Genomic DNA, 18,636 nt, shown 5'->3' with positions numbered 1-18,636 from the left:
GGTCTGTCGTTCGGATCAGGTCGGCTGGGAGGGACCGCGCCTCCCGGCCGATGCCCGCATGGTCCGAACGACGGGTCCTAGGCATGCCGGCTGCTGACGGCGACGATCTCGCCGGTCATGTATGAGGAGTAGCCGGAGGCCAGGAACACGATCACATTGGCGACCTCCCACGGCTCCGCGTACCGTCCGAAGGCCTCCCGCGCGGTCAGTTCCTCGAGCAGTGCGGGCGTGGCCACCTTCGCCAGGTGCGGATGCATGGCGAGGCTCGGCGAGACCGCGTTGACCCGCCGACGACCCCGCTCCCCTCCCTGGAGACCGAGGAGGGGTTCGCCGCCCACCGCGCCTGGGAGGCCGAACTGGCCGCCGACCGCTGGTCGGTGGTCTCATGGCCGACCGCGTACGGCGGACGGGACGCGGGGCTCGTACGCTGGCTGATCTTCGAGGAGGAGTACTACGCGGCGGGCGCGCCGGGCCGGGTCGGCCAGAACGGCATCAACCTGCTGGCGCCGACCCTGTTCGACCACGGCACCGAGGAACAGCGCGCCCGTGTGCTCCCCGCGATGGCCACCGGCGAGGTGATCTGGGCGCAGGCGTGGTCGGAGCCGGAGGCTGGATCGGACCTGGCCTCCCTGACCTCCGGGGCCGTGCGCACGGAGGGGGGCTGGCTGCTGCGCGGCCGGAAGACATGGTCGTCGCGGGCGGCCTTCGCCGACCGTGCTTTCGGGCTGTTCCGCAGCGATCCGCGGCCCGCGACGCCCCATCAGGGTCTCATCCACCTCATGTTCGACCTGCGCGCACCGGGGGTGACGGTACGGCCGATCGGCCGTCTCGACGGCCGACCCGCCTTCGCCGAGCTCTTCCTGGACGACGTTTTCGTGCCCGACCGGGACGTGATCGGTGAGCCGGGCCAGGGCTGGCGGGTCGCCATGGCCACGACGGGAAACGAGCGCGGGCTCACCCTGCGCTCGCCCGGCCGCTTCCTCGCCGCCGCCGACCGGCTGCTGGACCTGTGGCGGGCCAAGGGCAGCCCGGCGTGGGCCCGCGACCGGGTCGCCGACGCCCTGATCGGTGCCCGCGCCTACCAGTTGTTCACCTGTGCGGGGGCCTCCCGGGCGCTGGAGGGCGAGCCGATGGGCCCGGAGTCCAGCCTGAACAAGGTCTTCTGGTCCGAGTACGACATCGCCCTGCACGAGACGGCGCTCGATCTGCTGGGCGCGGAGGGCGAGTCGGCGCACGGCGACTGGGCCGAGGGCTATGTCTTCTCGCTCGCGGGCCCCGTCTACGCCGGCACGAACGAGATCCAGCGCGACATCATCGCCGAGCGCCTGCTCGGCCTCCCGAAGGGCCGCTGATGCGCTTTCTGCCCACCGCCGAGCAGCGTGCCTTCGCCCTTTCCCTGGACGCGCTGCTCACCGCCTCCGGCACCCCGTCGGTCGTACGCTCCTGGAGCGCCGGGGACCACGCACCGGGGCGGGCGCTGTGGTCCCGGATCGCGCAGACGGGGGTCTTCGCGCTGGCCGTTCCGGAGGCGTACGAAGGCGTGGGCCCGCTGCCCGTCGAACTGGCCATGGCCTTCGTGGAGCTGGGGCGCCATGCGGTGCCGGGCCCCGTGGTGGAGACGGTGCTGGCGGCGGCGCTGCTCGCGGATGTGCCCGAGCAGGCACGGCGGTTGCTGCCGGGGCTGTGCTCGGGCAGGACCATGGCCACGGTGGGCGCGCCGTACGCACTGGACGGGGACGTCGCGGACGTCGTGCTCGCACTCCGGGGCCCGCAGGTGTGGCTCGCCTCCGGCTGCCGGACGGGGACCCGGACATCGCTGGACCCCGCCCGCCGGCTCGCCACCCCACTGCCCGGTGGCGAACCGCTGACCGGCGCGGCTCCCGCGCGGGCCCTTGCCTGGGCGCGGCTCGCCACGGCCGCGCAGTCCCTCGGGGTGGGCCTCTCGCTCCTGGCCCGAACGGTCGCGTATGTCGGGCAACGAGTTCAGTTCGGCGTGCCCATAGGCGCGTTCCAGGCGGTCAAGCACCGGCTGGCGGACACGAAAATCGCCCTGGAGTTCGCACGGCCGCTGGTCTTCGGGGCGGCCCTGACGATGGCTCCGGCGGACGTCGCCGCCGCCAAGGTCGCGGCGGGCGAGGCCGCGTACGCGGCCGCCCGGACCGCACTGCAACTACACGGCGCGATCGGCTACACCGCCGAGTACGACCTCTCCCTGTGGCTGACCAAGGCGCGCGCGCTGCGCACGGCGTGGGGCACCCCGGCCGAGTGCCGAGCCGTCGTCCTCAGCGGGGCCCGCCCCCGCCGCTGAGAACCGGCCCGGTCCGTGCGGTCACCTCACGATTCCCTTGGCCCGCGCCTCGGTCAGCCACTTGGGGAACTCGCCCACCAGACGGTCGTACAGCTCCGCGTCGGACACCTTCCGCGGATCCTGACCGGCGTGGAAGAAGCCCGCGTTGTCGACGATGCGCCTGTCCGGCACCGGCAGTTCGTCGAGCCTGCGCAGGAAGTCGAACTGCTTGCCGTCCGCGTCGCCGAACCCGATGAACTGCCAGAACATCGGCAGCCGGGCCGCCTTGCACAGATACCGTTCCGCGGCGGGCCTGCTGGCGGGGCCGCCGTCGGTCTGGAAGACGACGAAGGCGGGGTCCGTGGTGCCGCTGTCGAGGTAGTGGTCGACGACGGCGTCCATCGCCAGGTGGTAAGCCGTCCTGCCCATGTGCCCGAGCCCGGCCACGATCCGGTCGATCCGGCCCTGGTGGTCGTCGAGGGAGACATGGGTGACCGCGTCGATGTCCGTCGAGAAGAACACGACCGGCACCACCCCGTCGTCGTCGAGGTGCGCGGAGAGGCCGAGGACCCGGTCGGCGAGCGCCTGCACGCTGCCGTCCTCGTAGTACGGCTTCATGGATCCCGAGTAGTCGACGACGAGGTAGACGGCGGCCCGCTGCCCGCCGAGACCGTGTCCGGCGAGGGCGACCCCGGCGCTCTTGTACAGGCTGACCAGCGCGGGCGCCGTCTCCTCCATCTTGCGGAGGCTGATGGCGGCCATACGGGCTCCCTGGTGCTGCGGGGACGGGAGCCCGACATTACGGCAAGGATCGCCCTCGCCGATCGCGGTCCGCGCAAGTTCGCTATTTTGTTCGCCGCCGTCCCCACCGGCTCACCATCATCCATTTCTGTTCGAGGAGCCGGCCGTGGCGTCCGAATCGACCGTGACCACCTGCTACCGCCATCCCAAGGTGGAGTCCCACGTCCGCTGCACCCGCTGCGACCGCTACATCTGCCCGGACTGCATGCGCGAGGCGGCCGTCGGCCACCAGTGCGTGGAGTGCGTGAGGGAGGGCGCGCGGTCGATACGCCAGGCGCGCACGGTGTTCGGCGGGCGGGTCACCACGGCTCCCGTGCTGACGTACGTCCTGATCGCACTCAACGTCCTCGTCTATCTGGGCGAGTTGGTGCGCCCGGCGATCGTGGACCGGTTCGCGATGCTGGGGGCCGTACTTCGGGGACCGGACGGCGGGCACTATCTGTGGCAGTACCCGTATCCCCCGGAAATGCACGCCGAGGGCGTCGTCGGCGGGCAGTGGGAGCGGCTGCTGACCGGCGCCTTCCTGCATCTGCCGCCCACCCAGGGGACCTTCGGGATCCTCCACATCGTGATGAACATGGTGTCGCTGTGGAACATCGGCCGGGTGGTGGAGGCCCAGCTGGGCCGCGTCCGCTATCTCGCGCTCTACCTGCTGTCCGCCCTCGGCGGTTCGGTGCTCGTCCTGCTGCTCGCACCCGGCTCCCCGACGGTCGGCGCGTCCGGCGCGATCTTCGGTCTGGGCGCCGCGTACTACGTCATGGCCCGGCGCCTCGGCGCCGACATGAGCACCGTCAACCGCTTCATGGCGGGCCTGCTGCTGTGGCTCCTGATCTCCGCCGGTCTCACCTCTTGGCAGGGGCACCTCGGCGGTCTGCTGGCGGGCGCGGTGGTGACGCTGGTGTACGCGTACGTGCCCCGGGGCCCGCGCCGCGGCGCGGTCCAGGCGGCCGCGTGTGCCGGGCTGCTGATCCTGCTGGTGCTCCTGACCGTCGGAAAGGTCACCGCGCTGACCGGAGGCTGAGCGGGGACTGCGGCCCCGGACGCGCCGCGGCGCCTGCCCTGAGTCCGGTCGGGGACAGGGGGCAGGCGCCGTGCTCAGTTCCGTACGCCTTTGTACGGGACGCTTCATGGGTGACCGTCAGGTCGGACCTGAGGATGCCTCAGACCATCAGCGAGCGATCCGTCGGGCGGATCGGGGCCGGGAGGTCACTGGCGCCCGTCAGGAAGCGGTCGACGCCACGGGCCGCCGAGCGGCCCTCGGCGATCGCCCACACGATCAGGGACTGGCCGCGGCCGGCGTCACCCGCCACGAACACGCCCGGCACGTTCGTCCGGAAGTCGGCGTCACGCGCGATATTACCCCGCTCGTCGAGCTCCAGGCCGAACTGCTCGACCAGGCCGTTCTCGCGGTCGGTGCCCGTGAAGCCCATGGCGAGGGTCACCAGCTGGGCCGGGATCCTGCGCTCCGTGCCCGGCTTGGAGGTCGGCTTGCCGTCCACGAACTCGACCTCGGCGAGGTGCAGCCACTGCACCCGGCCGTCCTCGTCGCCCTCGAAGTGGCTCGTGGAGGCCGCGTAGATGCGCTCGCCGCCCTCCTCGTGCGCCGAGGTGACCTTGTAGAGGATCGGGAACGTCGGCCACGGCTGCTGGACCGGGTGCCGCTCGTCGTTCGGGCGGGGCATGATCTCCAGCTGGGTGACGGAGGCCGCACCCTGGCGGTGGGCGGTGCCGACGCAGTCCGCGCCCGTGTCACCGCCGCCGATCACGACGACATGCTTGCCCTCGGCCGAGATCGGCGCGGTCACATAGTCGCCCTCCTGCACCTTGTTCGACAGGGGCAGGTACTCCATGGCCTGGTGGATGCCCTTGAGCTCGCGGCCCGGGACCGGCAGGTCGCGTGCGGTCGTGGCGCCCGCCGCGATCACCACGGCGTCGTACCGCTTGCGCAGGTCCGTCGCCTTCAGATCGCGGCCGACCTCCACACCGGTACGGAAGCGGGTGCCCTCCGCGCGCATCTGCTCGATACGGCGGTTGATGTGCCGCTTCTCCATCTTGAACTCGGGGATGCCGTAGCGGAGCAGACCGCCGACGCGGTCCGCGCGCTCGTACACCGCGACCGTGTGGCCCGCTCGCGTGAGCTGCTGGGCGGCGGCCAGGCCCGCCGGGCCGGAGCCGATGACCGCGACGGTCTTGCCCGACAGGCGCTCGGGGGCCTGCGGCTTGACGTCACCGCTGTCCCACGCCTTGTCGATGATCGAGACCTCGACGTTCTTGATGGTGACCGGCAGCTGGTTGATGCCGAGCACGCACGCCGACTCGCAGGGCGCGGGGCACAGGCGCCCCGTGAACTCCGGGAAGTTGTTCGTGGCGTGCAGCCGCTCGGAGGCCTCGGTCCAGTCCTCGCGGTAGGCGTAGTCGTTCCACTCGGGGATGAGGTTTCCGAGCGGACAGCCGTTGTGGCAGAACGGGATGCCGCAGTCCATGCACCGGCTGGCCTGCTTGCTGATGATCGGCAGCAGCGAGCCCGGAACGTAGACCTCGTTCCAGTCCTTGACACGCTCGTCCACCGGGCGGGACGTGGCGACCTCGCGGCCGTGCGTCAGGAAGCCCTTCGGATCAGCCATGGGTCGCCGCCTCCATCATCTTCTCGGTGATCTCGGTCTCGGAGAGACCCGCTCGCTCGGCGGCGTCCTTGGCGGCGAGCACTGCCTTGTAGGTGCTGGGGATGATCTTGCTGAAGCGGTCCACGGAGACGGACCACTCGGCGAGGAGCTTCCCGGCGACCGTGGAACCGGTCTCCTCGGCGTGCCGGCGCACCACGTCGTGCAGCCACTGCTTGTCGGCCTCGTCCAGCGGCTCGACGGAGGCCTGGTTGCCGGCGTTGACGTTGTCGCGGTTCAGGTCGACGACGTACGCGATGCCGCCCGACATACCGGCCGCGAAGTTGCGGCCCGTCTCGCCGAGCACGACCGCGTGGCCACCGGTCATGTACTCGCAGCCGTGGTCGCCCACGCCCTCCGACACCACGAGCGCACCGGAGTTGCGGACGCAGAAGCGCTCGCCGGTGCGGCCGCGCAGGAACAGTTCCCCGCCCGTCGCGCCGTAGGCGAGGGTGTTGCCCGCGATGGTCGAGTACTCGGCGAGGTGGTCCGCGGCCCGGTCCGGGCGCACGATGACGCGGCCTCCCGACAGGCCCTTGGCGACGTAGTCGTTGGCGTCGCCCTCCAGGCGCAGCGTGATGCCACGCGGCAGGAAGGCGCCGAAGGACTGACCCGCCGACCCCGTGAAGGTGATGTCGATGGTGTCGTCGGGCAGACCCGCCCCGCCGAACTTCTTCGTCACCTCGTGACCGAGCATGGTGCCGACCGTGCGGTTGATGTTGCGGATGGCGACCTGGGCGCGCACCGGCTGGGCGTCGGCCTGGGAGTTCGCGGCCAGCGCGTCGGCGGCGAGCTTGATCAGCTCGTTGTCGAGCGCCTTCTCCAGGCCGTGGTCCTGGGCGACGATCTGGTGGCGCACCGCCGCCTCGGGCAGTTCGGGCACGTGGAACAGCGGCTCCAGGTCCAGGCCCTGCGCCTTCCAGTGGTCGACGGCCCGCGTGACGTCGAGCGCCTCGGCGTGGCCGACGGCCTCCTCGATGGAGCGGAAGCCCAGCTCCGCGAGGAGTTCGCGGACCTCCTCGGCGATGAACCGGAAGAAGTTCACGACGAACTCGGCCTTGCCGGTGAAGCGCTCGCGCAGCACCGGGTTCTGGGTGGCGATGCCGACCGGACAGGTGTCCAGGTGGCAGACGCGCATCATGACGCAGCCGGAGACGACGAGCGGCGCGGTCGCGAAGCCGAACTCCTCGGCGCCCAGCAGGGCGGCGATGACCACGTCACGGCCCGTCTTGAGCTGACCGTCGGTCTGCACGACGATCCGGTCCCGCAGCCCGTTGAGCAGCAGGGTCTGCTGGGTCTCGGCGAGGCCGAGCTCCCAGGGACCGCCGGCGTGCTTCAGCGACGTGAGCGGGGAGGCGCCGGTGCCGCCGTCGTGACCGGAGATCAGGACGACGTCCGCGTGCGCCTTCGAGACACCCGCGGCGACCGTGCCGACGCCGACCTCCGAGACCAGCTTCACGTGGATCCGCGCCTTCGGATTCGCGTTCTTCAGGTCGTGGATCAGCTGGGCCAGGTCCTCGATGGAGTAGATGTCGTGGTGCGGCGGCGGTGAGATCAGGCCGACACCCGGCGTCGAGTGCCGGGTCCTGGCCACCCACGGGTAGACCTTGTGGCCGGGCAGCTGGCCGCCCTCGCCGGGCTTGGCGCCCTGGGCCATCTTGATCTGGATGTCGTCCGCGTTGACCAGGTACTCGGAGGTCACGCCGAACCGGCCGGACGCGACCTGCTTGATCGCCGAGCGGCGCGCCGGGTCGTACAGGCGGTCCGGGTCCTCGCCGCCCTCGCCGGTGTTGGACTTGGCGCCCAGCTGGTTCATGGCGATGGCGAGCGTCTCGTGCGCCTCCTTGGAGATGGAGCCGTACGACATGGCGCCCGTGGAGAACCGCTTGACGATCTCGGAGACCGGCTCGACCTCGTCGACGGAGATCGGCTGCCGGCCGGACTTGAAGCCGAACAGGCCGCGCAGCGTCATCAGGCGCTCGGACTGCTCGTTCACCCGGGCCGTGTACTTCTTGAAGATGTCGTAGCGGCCGGTGCGGGTGGAGTGCTGGAGGCGGAAGACCGTGTCCGGGTCGAACAGGTGCGGCTCGCCCTCGCGGCGCCACTGGTACTCGCCGCCGATCTCCAGCGCGCGGTGCGCGGGAGCGATGCCGGAGGCCGGGTAGGCCTTGGCGTGGCGGGCGGCGACCTCTTGGGCGACGACGTCGATGCCGACGCCGCCTATCTTCGTGGCGGTGCCGTTGAAGTACTGGTCGACGAAGGCCTCGTCGAGGCCGACGGCCTCGAAGACCTGGGCGCCGCGGTAGGAGGCGACGGTCGAGATGCCCATCTTGGACATGACCTTCAGAACGCCCTTGCCGAGCGCGTAGATCAGGTTGCGGATGGCCTTCTCGGCGTCGATGCCGGGCAGGAAGGTGCCCGCCCTGACCAGGTCCTCGACGGACTCCATCGCCAGGTACGGGTTGACGGCCGCGGCGCCGAAGCCGATGAGCAGGGCGACGTGGTGGACCTCGCGGACGTCGCCGGCCTCCACCAGCAGGCCCACATGACTGCGCTGCTTGGTGCGGATGAGGTGGTGGTGGACGGCCGCGGTGAGCAGCAGCGACGGGATCGGCGCGTGCTCGGCGTCCGAGTGGCGGTCCGACAGGACGATCAGACGGGCGCCGTTCTCGATGGCGGCGTCGGTCTCGGCGCAGACCTCCTCCAGGCGCGCGGCGAGGGCGTCGCCCCCACCGGAGACCCGGAAGAGACCGGAGAGCGTCGCGGCCTTCATGCCGGGCATGTCGCCGTCGGCGTTGATGTGGATGAGCTTCGCCAGCTCGTCGTTGTCGATCACCGGGAAGGGCAGCACGACACTGCGGCAGGACGCCGCGGTCGGCTCCAGCAGGTTGCCCTGCGGACCCAGCGACGAGCGCAGGGAGGTCACCAGTTCCTCGCGGATGGCGTCCAGCGGCGGGTTGGTGACCTGCGCGAACAGCTGGGTGAAGTAGTCGAAGAGCAGGCGCGGGCGCTCACTCAGCGCGGCGATCGGCGAGTCGGTGCCCATCGAGCCGATCGGCTCGGCGCCGGCCTTGGCCATCGGCGCGAGGAGCACGCGCAGCTCCTCCTCGGTGTAGCCGAAGGTCTGCTGGCGGCGGGTGACCGAGGCGTGGGTGTGCACGATGTGCTCACGCTCGGGCAGGTCGCCCAGCTCGATCTCACCGGCCTCAAGCCACTCCTCGTACGGCTGCTTCGCCGCGAGGGTCGCCTTGATCTCGTCGTCCTCGATGATGCGGTGCTCGTCGGTGTCGACGAGGAACATCCGGCCGGGCTGCAGGCGGCCCTTGCGGACGACCCTGGCCGGGTCGATGTCGAGGACGCCGACCTCGGAACCGAGGACGACGAGGCCGTCGTCGGTGACCCAGTAGCGGCCGGGGCGCAGACCGTTGCGGTCGAGCACGGCGCCGACCTGGGTGCCGTCGGTGAAGGTGACGCAGGCGGGGCCGTCCCAGGGCTCCATCATCGTGGAGTGGAACTGGTAGAAGGCGCGCCGGGCCGCGTCCATGGAGTCGTGGTTCTCCCACGCCTCCGGGATCATCATCAGCACGGAGTGCGGCAGGGAGCGGCCGCCGAGGTGCAGCAGCTCGAGCACCTCGTCGAAGGACGCGGAGTCCGAGGCGTCCGGGGTGCAGACCGGGAAGATCCGCTCCAGCTTCTCCTGGGAGCCGAACAGGTCGGAGGCGAGCTGGGACTCGCGGGCGCGCATCCAGTTGCGGTTGCCCTTGACCGTGTTGATCTCGCCGTTGTGCGCGACGAAGCGGTACGGGTGGGCGAGCGGCCAGCTCGGGAAGGTGTTGGTGGAGAAGCGCGAGTGGACCAGCGCGATGGCCGTGGCGAAGCGGCGGTCGGACAGGTCGGGGAAGAAGGGCTCGAGCTGGCCGGTGGTCAGCATGCCCTTGTAGACGATCGTGCGCGCGGACAGCGACGGGAAGTACACGCCGGCCTCGCGCTCGGCACGCTTGCGCAGCAGGAACGCCTTGCGGTCGAGCTCGATGCCGTTGCTCGCACCGTCCGCGACGAACACCTGACGGAAGGCGGGCATCGTCGAGCGGGCGGTGGCGCCCAGCAGCTCGGGGGCGACGGGGACCTCGCGCCAGCCGAGGACGGTCAGACCCTCGTCCGCGGCGATCGTCTCGATCCGTGAGACGGCTTCGGAGGAGTCCGCCTGGGGAAGGAAGGCGATACCGACCGCGTACGCGCCCGCCTCGGGCAGCTCGAATCCGGCCACCTCGCGGAAGAACGCGTCGGGCACCTGGGAGAGGATGCCCGCGCCGTCGCCCGAGTCGGGCTCGGAGCCGGTGGCTCCGCGGTGCTCCAGATTGCGCAGAACGGTGAGCGCCTGCTCGACCAGCGCATGGCTCGCCTCACCGGTGAGGGTGGCCACGAAGCCGACGCCGCATGCGTCGTGCTCGTTGCGGGGGTCATACATACCCTGCGCAGCAGGGCGAGCATCCATGAACGACCAGTTCTGGCCATTCGCGGAATGCTGGGACGGCTGGCGCGGCGTACGCATCGGCTCTCCCGTCGTCGTCATGTGGCATATGCAGGTGCCGAGGGACGACGTTGGCCCTCTGCGTCGGGTGCAAAATTTCGTGCAGGTTACATGATGGAGCGATTCTCGGGAAGCGGGACAGATCATTCCAGCATGCGGACATTGCCGAGACGTGGCGCGGGTCGCACGTGCGGCAACGGAATCAAAAGGGGGCACAAGCGGACAGATCGGTGTCCCTTGACCCAGGGTACTGGGGGCGTCGTCGCCCGCGGTGATGTTGTGCGGCGCAGGCGTCATTGCCCGCGGCGCTTACGGCTCATGCCCGCTGGTTAACCAGTCGAAACCGCCGAGTAACGGCTACTTATACGGTCCCTCGCATAAGTGCCTCGCCATCATCCTACGGCGGTACCGAACAGGCTGCCCAGGGCGTACGTCACACCGGCCGCCGCGCCACCCAGGACGAGCTGCCGAAGACCGCTGTACCACCAGCTGCGCGCCGTCACCCTGGCCACCACCGCACCGCAGCCGAAGAGCCCGGCGAGGGCGAGCAGCACGGCCGGCCACAGCGCATGGGAGCCGAGCAGATACGGCAGGAGGGGCAGCAGGGCGCCGAGCGCGAACGAACCGAAGCTGGAGACGGCCGCCACCCCCGGGGACGGCAGATCACCCGGGTCGATCCCGAGCTCCTCGCGCGCGTGTATCTCCAGCGCCTGCTCGGGGTCGCGGGACAGCTGCCGGGCGACCTCGCGGGCCAGTGCCGGCTCCACGCCGCGCGCCTCGTACAGCGCCGCGAGCTCCTCCTCCTCGCCCTCCGGGTGCTTTCTGAGCTCGCGCCGTTCGACGTCGAGCTCGGCCTCGACCAGTTCCCGCTGGGAGGCGACGGAGGTGTACTCACCGGCCGCCATGGAGAAGGCGCCTGCGGCCAGGCCCGCGAGTCCGGTGATCACGATGGTCTGCTGGCCGACGGCACCGCCGGCGACACCCGTCATCAGAGCCAGGTTGGACACCAGGCCGTCCATCGCGCCGAAGACGGCGGGGCGCAGCCATCCACCGTTCACATCGCGGTGCGTGTGGTTGTCCCGGTGCGCCTCGTGCAGCGTCGCCTCGGTCTCGATGATGGCCATGCCCGAGCCCCCAGATTGCTTGATTGGACTGCTTCCACTTTTCGACAACAGCAAAAGTACGTCGGATATTGCCGCGCCGCCAGCAAGGAGAGGCTGCGCTAACCTGGGGCTTTACCTTTTCTTGCTCATACGTGATGAGCCATGCACAGATGTCGGTCGGGTGATGCTGCGGCCGGTCAGGCTCGGGAGAACCGCTCGCGTGGCACAGATGCGCAAAGGGGTTTCCACACCCCGGTTCAGGGGGGTGCCTGAAAGGAGAGGCACCGTATGGCCATCGCCTGCATTCCCCCGGCCCCGGCCCCCGGAGAGGCCGCCGGTCTCCGCGAACGGGCGCGCGGCGCACTGCTCGGTCTCGCCGTGGGGGACGCGCTGGGCGCGCCCGCCGAGAACATGAGGCCCTCCGAGATCCGCGCCCGCTGGGGACGCATCACCGGTTACGTCGTCGAGGAGCCTTCGGGCACGGACGACACCGAGTACGCGATCTTCTCGGGACTGCTGCTGGCCCGGCACGGCTCGGCACTCACCGTGGCGCACGTGGAGGCGGCCTGGCACGAGTGGATCGCGGACCGGGACGAGGGCCCGTTCCGCGGGGCGGGTTTCAGCGAGCGGGGCACGCTGGAGAACCTCCGCCGCGGGCTCGCGGCGCCCATCACCGCCCAGCATCGGCACGCCTGGAGCGACGGACTCGCCATGCGCGCGGCGCCCTTCGGCGTCTTCGCCGCGGGCCGCCCCGCGGAGGCGGCCCGGCTGGTCGCGATCGACGGCTCGGTGAGCCACGAAGGGGAGGGCATCCACGGCGGCCGGGCGGTCGCGGCCGGGGTCGCGGCGGCGATGGCGGGCGCGTCCACGTCCGCCGTGGTCGCCTCGGCCCTCGCCGTCGTCCCCGAGGACTCCTGGACCGCCCGCTCCCTGCGCCGCGCCGTCGCCCACGCCCACCGCGGGGCCCGCGCGATCCGCTCCGCGGTGGTGATCGGCGGCTATCCCTGGACGGACCTCGCCCCGGAGGCGGTGGCCCTGGCCTTCGGCGCGTACGCGGCGGCGGAGGGCGACTTCACGGAGTCGGTGCTCACCGCGGTCAACATGGGCCGCGACGCCGACACCACGGCGGCCGTCGCGGGCGCCCTCGCGGGCGCGACCTGCGGGATCTCGGCGATCCCCGCCGACTGGGCGGCGGCGATCGGCCCGGCCCGCGGCCGCTGTCTCCCGGCCATGGAGGGCCACCACGTGCTGGATGTGGCGGAGCTGCTGACCCCCGGCGACGACGGCAGGTGGGGGGCGGAGCTCGCCGGACTGTGGGGCAGGGGGACGGCGGCGGGCACCCGGCAGGGCGGCCGCGCCCGGTCCGACGGTCCGGGGCGCCGCGGCAGGCCCGCGCGGCGCGGTGATCGCGGCGGCCCCGCCCGGCGCGGCGACTCCGCGCGGCAGGGCGGTCCCGCGCGGCAGGGCGGTCCCGCGCGGCAGGACGCACGGGACCGGCCCGACCCGGCGGCGTACGCGGAGGCGGCGTTCGTGGAGAGCCCGGACGAGGACGGGGTCGAGCCGTGAACGGCTCCGACGCTCCCCGCCGTGTCGAGGGCCTCCTGCTCGGGCTCGCCGCGGGCGACGCGGCCGGATGGCCCGCGGCCCGGCACCGGGCCGCCCGTATGCCCGAGTGGACCCGGCGGCTGACCCGGGAGCTCGACGCCTTCGCCGAGCAGAACGCGACCACGACCCTGCCCGTGCCGATCGCCCTCAACCAGCCGCCGGAACCGCTCAGACTCGGGCCGTCGGACGACGCCGAGTGGGCGGCGTTCGCCGCCCACGCCGTACTGCGGGCCGCGGACGCCGGTGCGTTCGGCGACCTCGATCGCCGCCGCAGCATGCGAGCGGCCATCGACCTGTCCTGGAACACGATCGCCGGAGAGGTCGCCGCGGCGGCCGAGCGCGCGCCCGAGGTCGAGTCGGCACGGGTGACACTGCGGGCCCGGATCTCCGTCCGCGCGGGGCTCGGCAACCTCGCCACCGGGCTGCGCCCGCCCGCCACCGGCCACGACAACCCGCACTACTTCGACGACGCCGCCTGTGTACGGGCCTGTGTCCTCGCCGTGGCGCATCCCGGAGATCCCGGGCTCGCCGCCGAGCTGGCCGAGTTCGACGCCCGCTACACCCAGGACGGCGACGGGGTGCACGGTGCCCGCTGCATGGCCGCGGCGCTCTCGCTCGCCCTGTCCGGGGAGGCGGTGGACACCTGCGTGGCAGCGGCACTCGCCGAACTCCCCGAGACCACGGAGATCGGCCGCAACACCCGGCACGCGCTGGAGCTGGCGCACAGCGGCGGCGGCGCCTTCTGTGTCGTCCCGCTGCTCGAGCACCAGATCGTCGACCACGTCTACAGCTACGGCATCGCCGCCGCGGAGACGGTGCCGGTCGCCCTCGCCCTGGCGACGGCGGCGGGCGGCCGGATCGCGGAGGCCGTGCCCGCCGCCGCCTGTCTCTCGCGCGTCGCCGACTCCGCGCCCGCCCTGGCCGGCGCGCTCACCGGCGCGCTCGGCGGCGCCGCCGCGATCCCCGCCCCCTGGCGCGAAGCGTGCCGGACCCTCTCGGGCTGCGCCCTTCCCCGCCTGAGCGGAACCGACCTCGTACGCCTCGCCGAACTCCTGGAGACGATGGAACTGGCCGCCGCCGGTGGATGATTCGGACATGACGCCCACTTCTGACGAGACGACACCTCTCGACGAACGCATCACCGGCGCCCTCGTCGGCGCCGCCGTCGGCGACGCCCTCGGCGGACCCGTCGAGGGCTACTCCCCCGAGCAGATCGTCGAACGGCACGGCGGTCGCGTGCACGGGATCGTCGGACCCTGGCACGGCGACGCCTGGCGCACGGCCCGCCCCATCGCCCCGTACCACAAGGGCGACGGCCACGTGACCGACGACACCCTGATGACCCACGCGCTGGTGCGGGTGTACGGAACCGTCCGCGACCACCTCGACGCCTACGCGATCGCCCGGCATCTCGTCCCCGACCTGATGACCGGCCGCTGCTGGATCCCGGAACTGGAGGCGGAGGCGATCCCTCTCCAGCGGATCTTCCTGGCGGAGAAGTGGCTGGTGGCGCGGCTGCACTACGGCCATGTCGACCCGCGCGAGGCCGGCGTCGGCAACATCGTCAACTGCGGTGCCGCGATGTACATGGCGCCGGTCGGACTGGTCAACGCGGCCAATCCGGCGGGCGCCTACGCCGAGGCGCTGGACGTCGCGGGGGCGCACCAGTCGTCGTACGGCAGGGAGGCGGCCGGGGTCTTCGCGGCCGCGGTGGCGGCGGCGTGCGAGCCGGGCGCGACCCCCGACTCGGTCGTGGCCGCGTGCCTGTCGCTGGCGAAGGACGGCACGCGCGCCGCCATCGAGACGGTCTGCGACGCCGCCTCCCGCTACTCGGACTTCGAGTCCGCACTGCGGCCGCTGCGGGAGGCGGTGGCGCCCTACGACACGGTCGGCCCCGACTACCGGGATCCGTCCCTGGGCGCCCGACGTCCCTCCCGGCTGCACACGATCGAGGAACTCCCGGTGGCGCTCGGCATGATGGTCGTGGCACACGGCGACTTCCGCCACGCGGTGCTCGGCGCGGTGAACTACGGCCGGGACTGCGACTCGATCGCGACGATGGCGGGCGCGATCACCGGCGCCCTGGGCTCGGAGGTCCCCGAGTACTGGGCGAAGGCGGTCGCGGAGGCGAGCCGTCTCGACCTGCACGCGCCGGCCCGGACGCTCACCGAGGTGACCCGGGAGGTCTTCGCCCGCGACGTGTCCCGGCGCCGGGCCCACGAGGCCGCGTTCACCGGGATCGGAGGCTGAGGTGCTCCGACTGACCTGGGTCCAGCCGGAGGATCTGCTCGGGCACGAATTGCGCCAGGCGGAGCAGGAGGGCCGGGCGACATCGGCCGTCGCGGCCAGATGGCGCCGCGCCGGCGGCCCCGAGGCACCCCTGCACGCGGGTGCGTCGGCCCTGCCGGTGTCACCGTATCTGCGGCTGCTGGCGGAGGACCTGCTGGACGAACTCGCCGACCTGCCGGGCACGACGGCGGACACCGAACCGACGGATCTGGCGAGGATCAGGGCGCTGTGCCCCGACTGGCCCTCCGGGACGGCGACGGGCGGGTACCGGCCGCCGGACGAGGCGCGTCTGGGGGCCGCCTGGCTCGGCAGGGCCGTCGGCTGCCTCCTCGGCAAACCCGTGGAGAAGCTCCCCCTCGAAGGGATCCGCCGGCTCGCCGGGGCCACCGGCAACTGGCCCCTGGACACCTGGTTCACGGCCCGGGGAGTCCCCCCGGAGCTCCTTGAGGCGTACCCGTGGAACCGTCGCTCCGCCGGCACGTCGCTCGCCGAGAACATCGACGGTATGCCCGAGGACGACGACCTCAACTACCCCCTGCTGAACCTGCTGCTGCTCGGCCGCCACGGCAGGTCCTTCACCACCGCCGACGTGGCCCGGCTCTGGCTCGAGGAACTCCCCGCGGGACGCACCTTCACCGCCGAGCGCATCGCCTACCGCAATCTGCTCTGCGGCATCGAGCCCCCGCGCACGGCCCGCCACCGCAACCCGTTCCGCGAGTGGATCGGCGCACTGATCCGGGCCGATGTGCACGGCTGGACCAACCCGGGCGATCCGGCCGCGGCGGCCGAGCAGGCCCACCGCGACGCCACCCTCACCCACACCGCGAACGGGGTCTACGCGGCGATGTTCACCGCTTCCGCCATCGCCTCGGCGGCCACCGGCGCCCACGACGTCCACCACTGCCTGCGTACCGGACTCGCCGTCGTCCCGCCCGGTTCGCGTCTCGCCCGCGCCGTCCGGCACGCCGTGCGGCTCGCCCGCGACACGGAGGACTTCGACACGGTCGTCGACCGGCTCCATGCCGCCCACCGCACCTGCCACTGGGTGCACGCCGTCCCCAACACGGCTCTGATCGCCGCCGCCCTCACCCACGCGGACGGCGACTTCACCGCCTCCGTGTGCCGCGCCGTGTCCGGAGGCTGGGACACCGACTCCAACGGTGCGACGGCCGGCAGCATCGCGGGCCTGCTGGCCGGACGTCCCGGCGCGCTCCCCGACCGCTGGACGACCCCGCTGAAGAACCGGCTGACCACATCCGTCGGCGACTTCAACGGCATCGGATTCGACACCCTGGCCCAGATCACCCACCGGGAGGCCCACCGCTCATGACCGCACCCCTGACCGGCCTGAAGGTCCTGGATCTCGCGACCCTCTTCGCCGGTCCCCTCGCCGCCACCCTGCTCGGTGACTTCGGTGCCGACGTCGTCAAGATCGAGCACCCCACCCGTCCCGACCCCTCCCGCGGGCACGGCCCGGCGAAGAACGGGGTGGGCCTGTGGTGGAAGCTGCTGGGCCGCAACAAGCGGACGATGACGCTGGACCTGTCGAAGCCCGGCGGCCGCGCGACGCTGCTGAGGCTGGCCGCCGGTGCCGACGTGATCGTCGAGAACTTCCGTCCGGGGACCCTGGAGAGGTGGTCCCTCGGCTGGGACGAACTCTCGGCGGCCAACCCCCGGCTGGTCCTCGCCCGGGTGACCGCCTTCGGACAGTTCGGCCCGTACGCCCGCCGTCCCGGGTTCGGCACCCTCGCGGAGGCGATGAGCGGGTTCGCCGCCATCACCGGGGAGCCGGACGCCCCGCCGACGCTCCCGCCGTTCGGGCTCGCCGACTCCATTGCGGGCCTGGCGACGGCGTACGCGGTGATGACGGCGCTCGCGGCCCGGGACCGCACCGGTACCGGCCAGGTCGTGGACATGGCGATCATCGAACCGATCCTCACGGTCCTGGGACCGCAGCCGATCTGGTACGACCAGCTGGGGCACGTCCAGCAGCGCACCGGCAACCGCTCCCAGAACAACGCCCCGCGCAACACCTACCGCACCGCGGACGGCGACTGGGTCGCCGTATCGACCTCCGCGCAGTCCGTCGCCGAGCGGGTGATGCGCCTGGTCGGCCGCCCCGAGCTGATCGACGAGCCCTGGTTCGCGAGCGGGGCGGACCGGGCCCGGCACGCCGATGTCCTGGACGCCGCGGTCGGCGAGTGGATCGCCGGCCGGACGCGCGCCGAGGTGCTCAAGGCGTTCGAGGGGGCGGAGGCCGCCGTGGCGCCCGTGCAGGACGTACGGGAGGTGATGACCGACCCCCAGTACGCGGCGCTGGGCACGATCACGACGGTTCCCGACGACCCCGACCTCGGGGCGCTGCGCATGCAGAACGTGCTGTTCCGGCTGTCCGCCACGCCCGGGGAGATCCGCTGGGCGGGCCGCCCGCACGGCGCGGACACCGAGGCGATCCTGACCGAGCTTGGCCTCACCGGCCCGGAGATCGCCGCGCTCGCGGCGGAGGGCGCGCTGTGACCGCACGTCCGGGCTTCCCCCCTCTCACCTGGCTGTACGCCCCCGGGGACCGGCCGGAGGTGGTCGGAAAGGCGCTGGCCTCCGGAGCGGACGTGGTGCTGATCGACCTCGAGGACGCGGTCGCGCCCGACCGCAAGGAGTACGCGCGGGCGGCGACGGCGGAGCGGTTGACCGGGCGTCCTCCGGTACCGGTCCACGTCCGGGTGAACGCCCTGGACAGCCCCTGGGCGCAGGCGGACCTCGCCGCGCTGGCGACACTGCCCGGCCTCTCGGGACTGCGCCTGCCCAAGGTGACGTCACCGTCGGACGTGGTCCGCGTGGCCGAGCGGGCGGCACCGGCGGACGGAGGGGCGATCGCCCTGTACGCCCTTCTGGAGACGGCCCTCGGTGTGGAGCAGGCGTTCGCGATCGCCACGGCGCACCCGGCCGTGCGGGGCATCGCGCTCGGCGAGTCGGATCTGCGGGCCGACCTGGGCGTACGGGAGGACGCGGGCCTCGACTGGTCGCGGTCGCGCGTGGTGGTGGCAGCCCGTGCCGCGGCGCTGCCTCCCCCGGCCCAGTCGGTCTACCCGGACACGAGGGATCTGGAGGGCCTGGCGCGCTCCTGTGCCCACGGCCGCACGCTGGGCTTCCTTGGCCGGGCGGCGATCCATCCGCGTCAACTGCCGGTCATCGAGCGCGCCTACGCGCCCAGCACGGAGGAGATCTCCCTGGCCGAGGAGATCCTGAAGGCCGCGGCCAGGGAGCCGGGCGCGCAGGCCCTGCCCGACGGGCGCTTCATCGACACGGCGGTGGTGCGGGAGGCCTACCGGACTCTGTCCCTGGCCCGCCGAAGGCGCTGAG

General features: G+C 72.3%; 13 protein-coding genes and 1 pseudogene. 9 read left to right on the top strand and 5 right to left on the bottom strand.

Annotation, left to right across the window (positions count from 1 at the left end; genetic code table 11):
• Window positions 1-77: 77 nt before the first annotated feature.
• Window positions 78-287 (bottom strand): annotated as a pseudogene (locus RCR19_RS27535) (SDR family oxidoreductase); the annotation flags it as partial.
• Here RCR19_RS27535 and RCR19_RS27530 point away from each other — a divergent pair.
• Both RCR19_RS27530 and RCR19_RS27525 read left to right on the top strand, forming a co-directional pair.
• Window positions 252-1,352: an acyl-CoA dehydrogenase family protein gene (locus RCR19_RS27530; RefSeq protein WP_331267569.1), complete on the top strand. Its 1,101-nt coding sequence runs from the start codon at window positions 252-254 to the stop codon at window positions 1,350-1,352. The pseudogene RCR19_RS27535 and the gene RCR19_RS27530 overlap by 36 nt on opposite strands.
• Window positions 1,352-2,308 (top strand): acyl-CoA dehydrogenase family protein, encoded by a 957-nt coding sequence (locus RCR19_RS27525; protein WP_331267568.1) that lies wholly within the window; start codon window positions 1,352-1,354, stop codon window positions 2,306-2,308. The genes RCR19_RS27530 and RCR19_RS27525 overlap by 1 nt, the downstream gene beginning before the upstream one ends.
• Window positions 2,309-2,329: 21 nt before the next feature.
• Here RCR19_RS27525 and RCR19_RS27520 read toward each other — a convergent pair whose 3' ends face one another.
• Window positions 2,330-3,049 (bottom strand): VWA domain-containing protein, encoded by a 720-nt coding sequence (locus tag RCR19_RS27520; protein WP_331267567.1) that lies wholly within the window; start codon window positions 3,047-3,049, stop codon window positions 2,330-2,332.
• Window positions 3,050-3,194: 145 nt separating this feature from the next.
• Here RCR19_RS27520 and RCR19_RS27515 point away from each other — a divergent pair, with 145 nt between their 5' ends.
• Window positions 3,195-4,109, top strand: a complete 915-nt coding sequence (locus tag RCR19_RS27515) for a rhomboid family intramembrane serine protease (protein WP_331267566.1) — start codon at window positions 3,195-3,197, stop codon at window positions 4,107-4,109.
• 139 nt (window positions 4,110-4,248) lie between these two features.
• Here the strand turns inward: RCR19_RS27515 and RCR19_RS27510 are convergent, their stop codons facing one another.
• From RCR19_RS27510 to RCR19_RS27500, 3 genes are all read right to left on the bottom strand, one after another.
• Window positions 4,249-5,712: a glutamate synthase subunit beta gene (locus tag RCR19_RS27510; protein ID WP_331267565.1), complete on the bottom strand. Its 1,464-nt coding sequence runs from the start codon at window positions 5,710-5,712 to the stop codon at window positions 4,249-4,251.
• Complete coding sequence (gene gltB / locus RCR19_RS27505) at window positions 5,705-10,300, bottom strand: glutamate synthase large subunit (protein ID WP_331269572.1); 4,596 nt, start codon at window positions 10,298-10,300, stop codon at window positions 5,705-5,707. The genes RCR19_RS27510 and gltB overlap by 8 nt, the downstream gene beginning before the upstream one ends.
• 371 nt (window positions 10,301-10,671) lie before the next feature.
• Window positions 10,672-11,403 carry a VIT1/CCC1 transporter family protein gene (locus RCR19_RS27500; RefSeq protein ID WP_331267564.1) on the bottom strand — a complete coding sequence of 244 codons (732 nt, stop codon included), beginning with the start codon at window positions 11,401-11,403 and terminating at the stop codon, window positions 10,672-10,674.
• Between the two features lie 267 nt (window positions 11,404-11,670).
• Here RCR19_RS27500 and RCR19_RS27495 point away from each other — a divergent pair, with 267 nt between their 5' ends.
• Genes RCR19_RS27495 through RCR19_RS27470 form a run of 6 tightly spaced genes read left to right on the top strand, consistent with a single transcriptional unit; the run spans window position 11,671 to window position 18,635 of the window.
• The gene (locus tag RCR19_RS27495; RefSeq protein ID WP_331267563.1) at window positions 11,671-12,948 is read left to right on the top strand and encodes an ADP-ribosylglycohydrolase family protein; all 1,278 of its coding nucleotides are present in this window, start codon (window positions 11,671-11,673) and stop codon (window positions 12,946-12,948) included.
• Entirely contained in the window at window positions 12,945-14,075 is a 1,131-nt protein-coding gene (locus RCR19_RS27490) for an ADP-ribosylglycohydrolase family protein (protein ID WP_331267562.1), read from the top strand. Before RCR19_RS27495 ends, RCR19_RS27490 begins: the two co-directional genes overlap by 4 nt.
• 7 nt (window positions 14,076-14,082) lie before the next feature.
• The gene (locus RCR19_RS27485; protein WP_331267561.1) at window positions 14,083-15,237 is read left to right on the top strand and encodes an ADP-ribosylglycohydrolase family protein; all 1,155 of its coding nucleotides are present in this window, start codon (window positions 14,083-14,085) and stop codon (window positions 15,235-15,237) included.
• Window position 15,238: 1 nt separating this feature from the next.
• A complete protein-coding gene (locus RCR19_RS27480; RefSeq protein WP_331267560.1) occupies window positions 15,239-16,606 on the top strand; it encodes an ADP-ribosylglycohydrolase family protein in 1,368 nt (455 codons plus the stop codon).
• The gene (locus RCR19_RS27475) at window positions 16,603-17,793 is read left to right on the top strand and encodes a CoA transferase (RefSeq protein ID WP_220294439.1); all 1,191 of its coding nucleotides are present in this window, start codon (window positions 16,603-16,605) and stop codon (window positions 17,791-17,793) included. The genes RCR19_RS27480 and RCR19_RS27475 overlap by 4 nt, the downstream gene beginning before the upstream one ends.
• Entirely contained in the window at window positions 17,790-18,635 is an 846-nt protein-coding gene (locus tag RCR19_RS27470) for a CoA ester lyase (RefSeq protein WP_331267559.1), read from the top strand. The genes RCR19_RS27475 and RCR19_RS27470 overlap by 4 nt, the downstream gene beginning before the upstream one ends.
• Window position 18,636: the final 1 nt, after the last annotated feature.

This window comes from Streptomyces sp. WAC07094 (assembly GCF_036320405.1).
GTDB classification, from domain to species: domain Bacteria; phylum Actinomycetota; class Actinomycetes; order Streptomycetales; family Streptomycetaceae; genus Streptomyces; species Streptomyces lannensis.
The sequence above is the reverse complement of the archived record's forward strand: the minus strand, read 5'-3'. Positions and strand labels throughout refer to the sequence as shown.

Excerpts from the sequence above, each read along its gene's own strand:
- RCR19_RS27525 (WP_331267568.1), top strand. The coding sequence starts at position 1,352 with ATGCGCTTTCTGCCCACCGCCGAGCAGCGTGCCTTCGCCCTTTCCCTG.
- RCR19_RS27500 (WP_331267564.1), bottom strand. The coding sequence starts at position 11,403 with ATGGCCATCATCGAGACCGAGGCGACGCTGCACGAGGCGCACCGGGAC.
- gltB (WP_331269572.1), bottom strand. The coding sequence starts at position 10,300 with ATGCGTACGCCGCGCCAGCCGTCCCAGCATTCCGCGAATGGCCAGAAC.
- RCR19_RS27520 (WP_331267567.1), bottom strand. The coding sequence starts at position 3,049 with ATGGCCGCCATCAGCCTCCGCAAGATGGAGGAGACGGCGCCCGCGCTG.
- RCR19_RS27530 (WP_331267569.1), top strand. The coding sequence starts at position 252 with ATGCATGGCGAGGCTCGGCGAGACCGCGTTGACCCGCCGACGACCCCG.
- RCR19_RS27510 (WP_331267565.1), bottom strand. The coding sequence starts at position 5,712 with ATGGCTGATCCGAAGGGCTTCCTGACGCACGGCCGCGAGGTCGCCACG.
- RCR19_RS27475 (WP_220294439.1), top strand. The coding sequence starts at position 16,603 with ATGACCGCACCCCTGACCGGCCTGAAGGTCCTGGATCTCGCGACCCTC.
- RCR19_RS27495 (WP_331267563.1), top strand. The coding sequence starts at position 11,671 with ATGGCCATCGCCTGCATTCCCCCGGCCCCGGCCCCCGGAGAGGCCGCC.
- RCR19_RS27485 (WP_331267561.1), top strand. The coding sequence starts at position 14,083 with ATGACGCCCACTTCTGACGAGACGACACCTCTCGACGAACGCATCACC.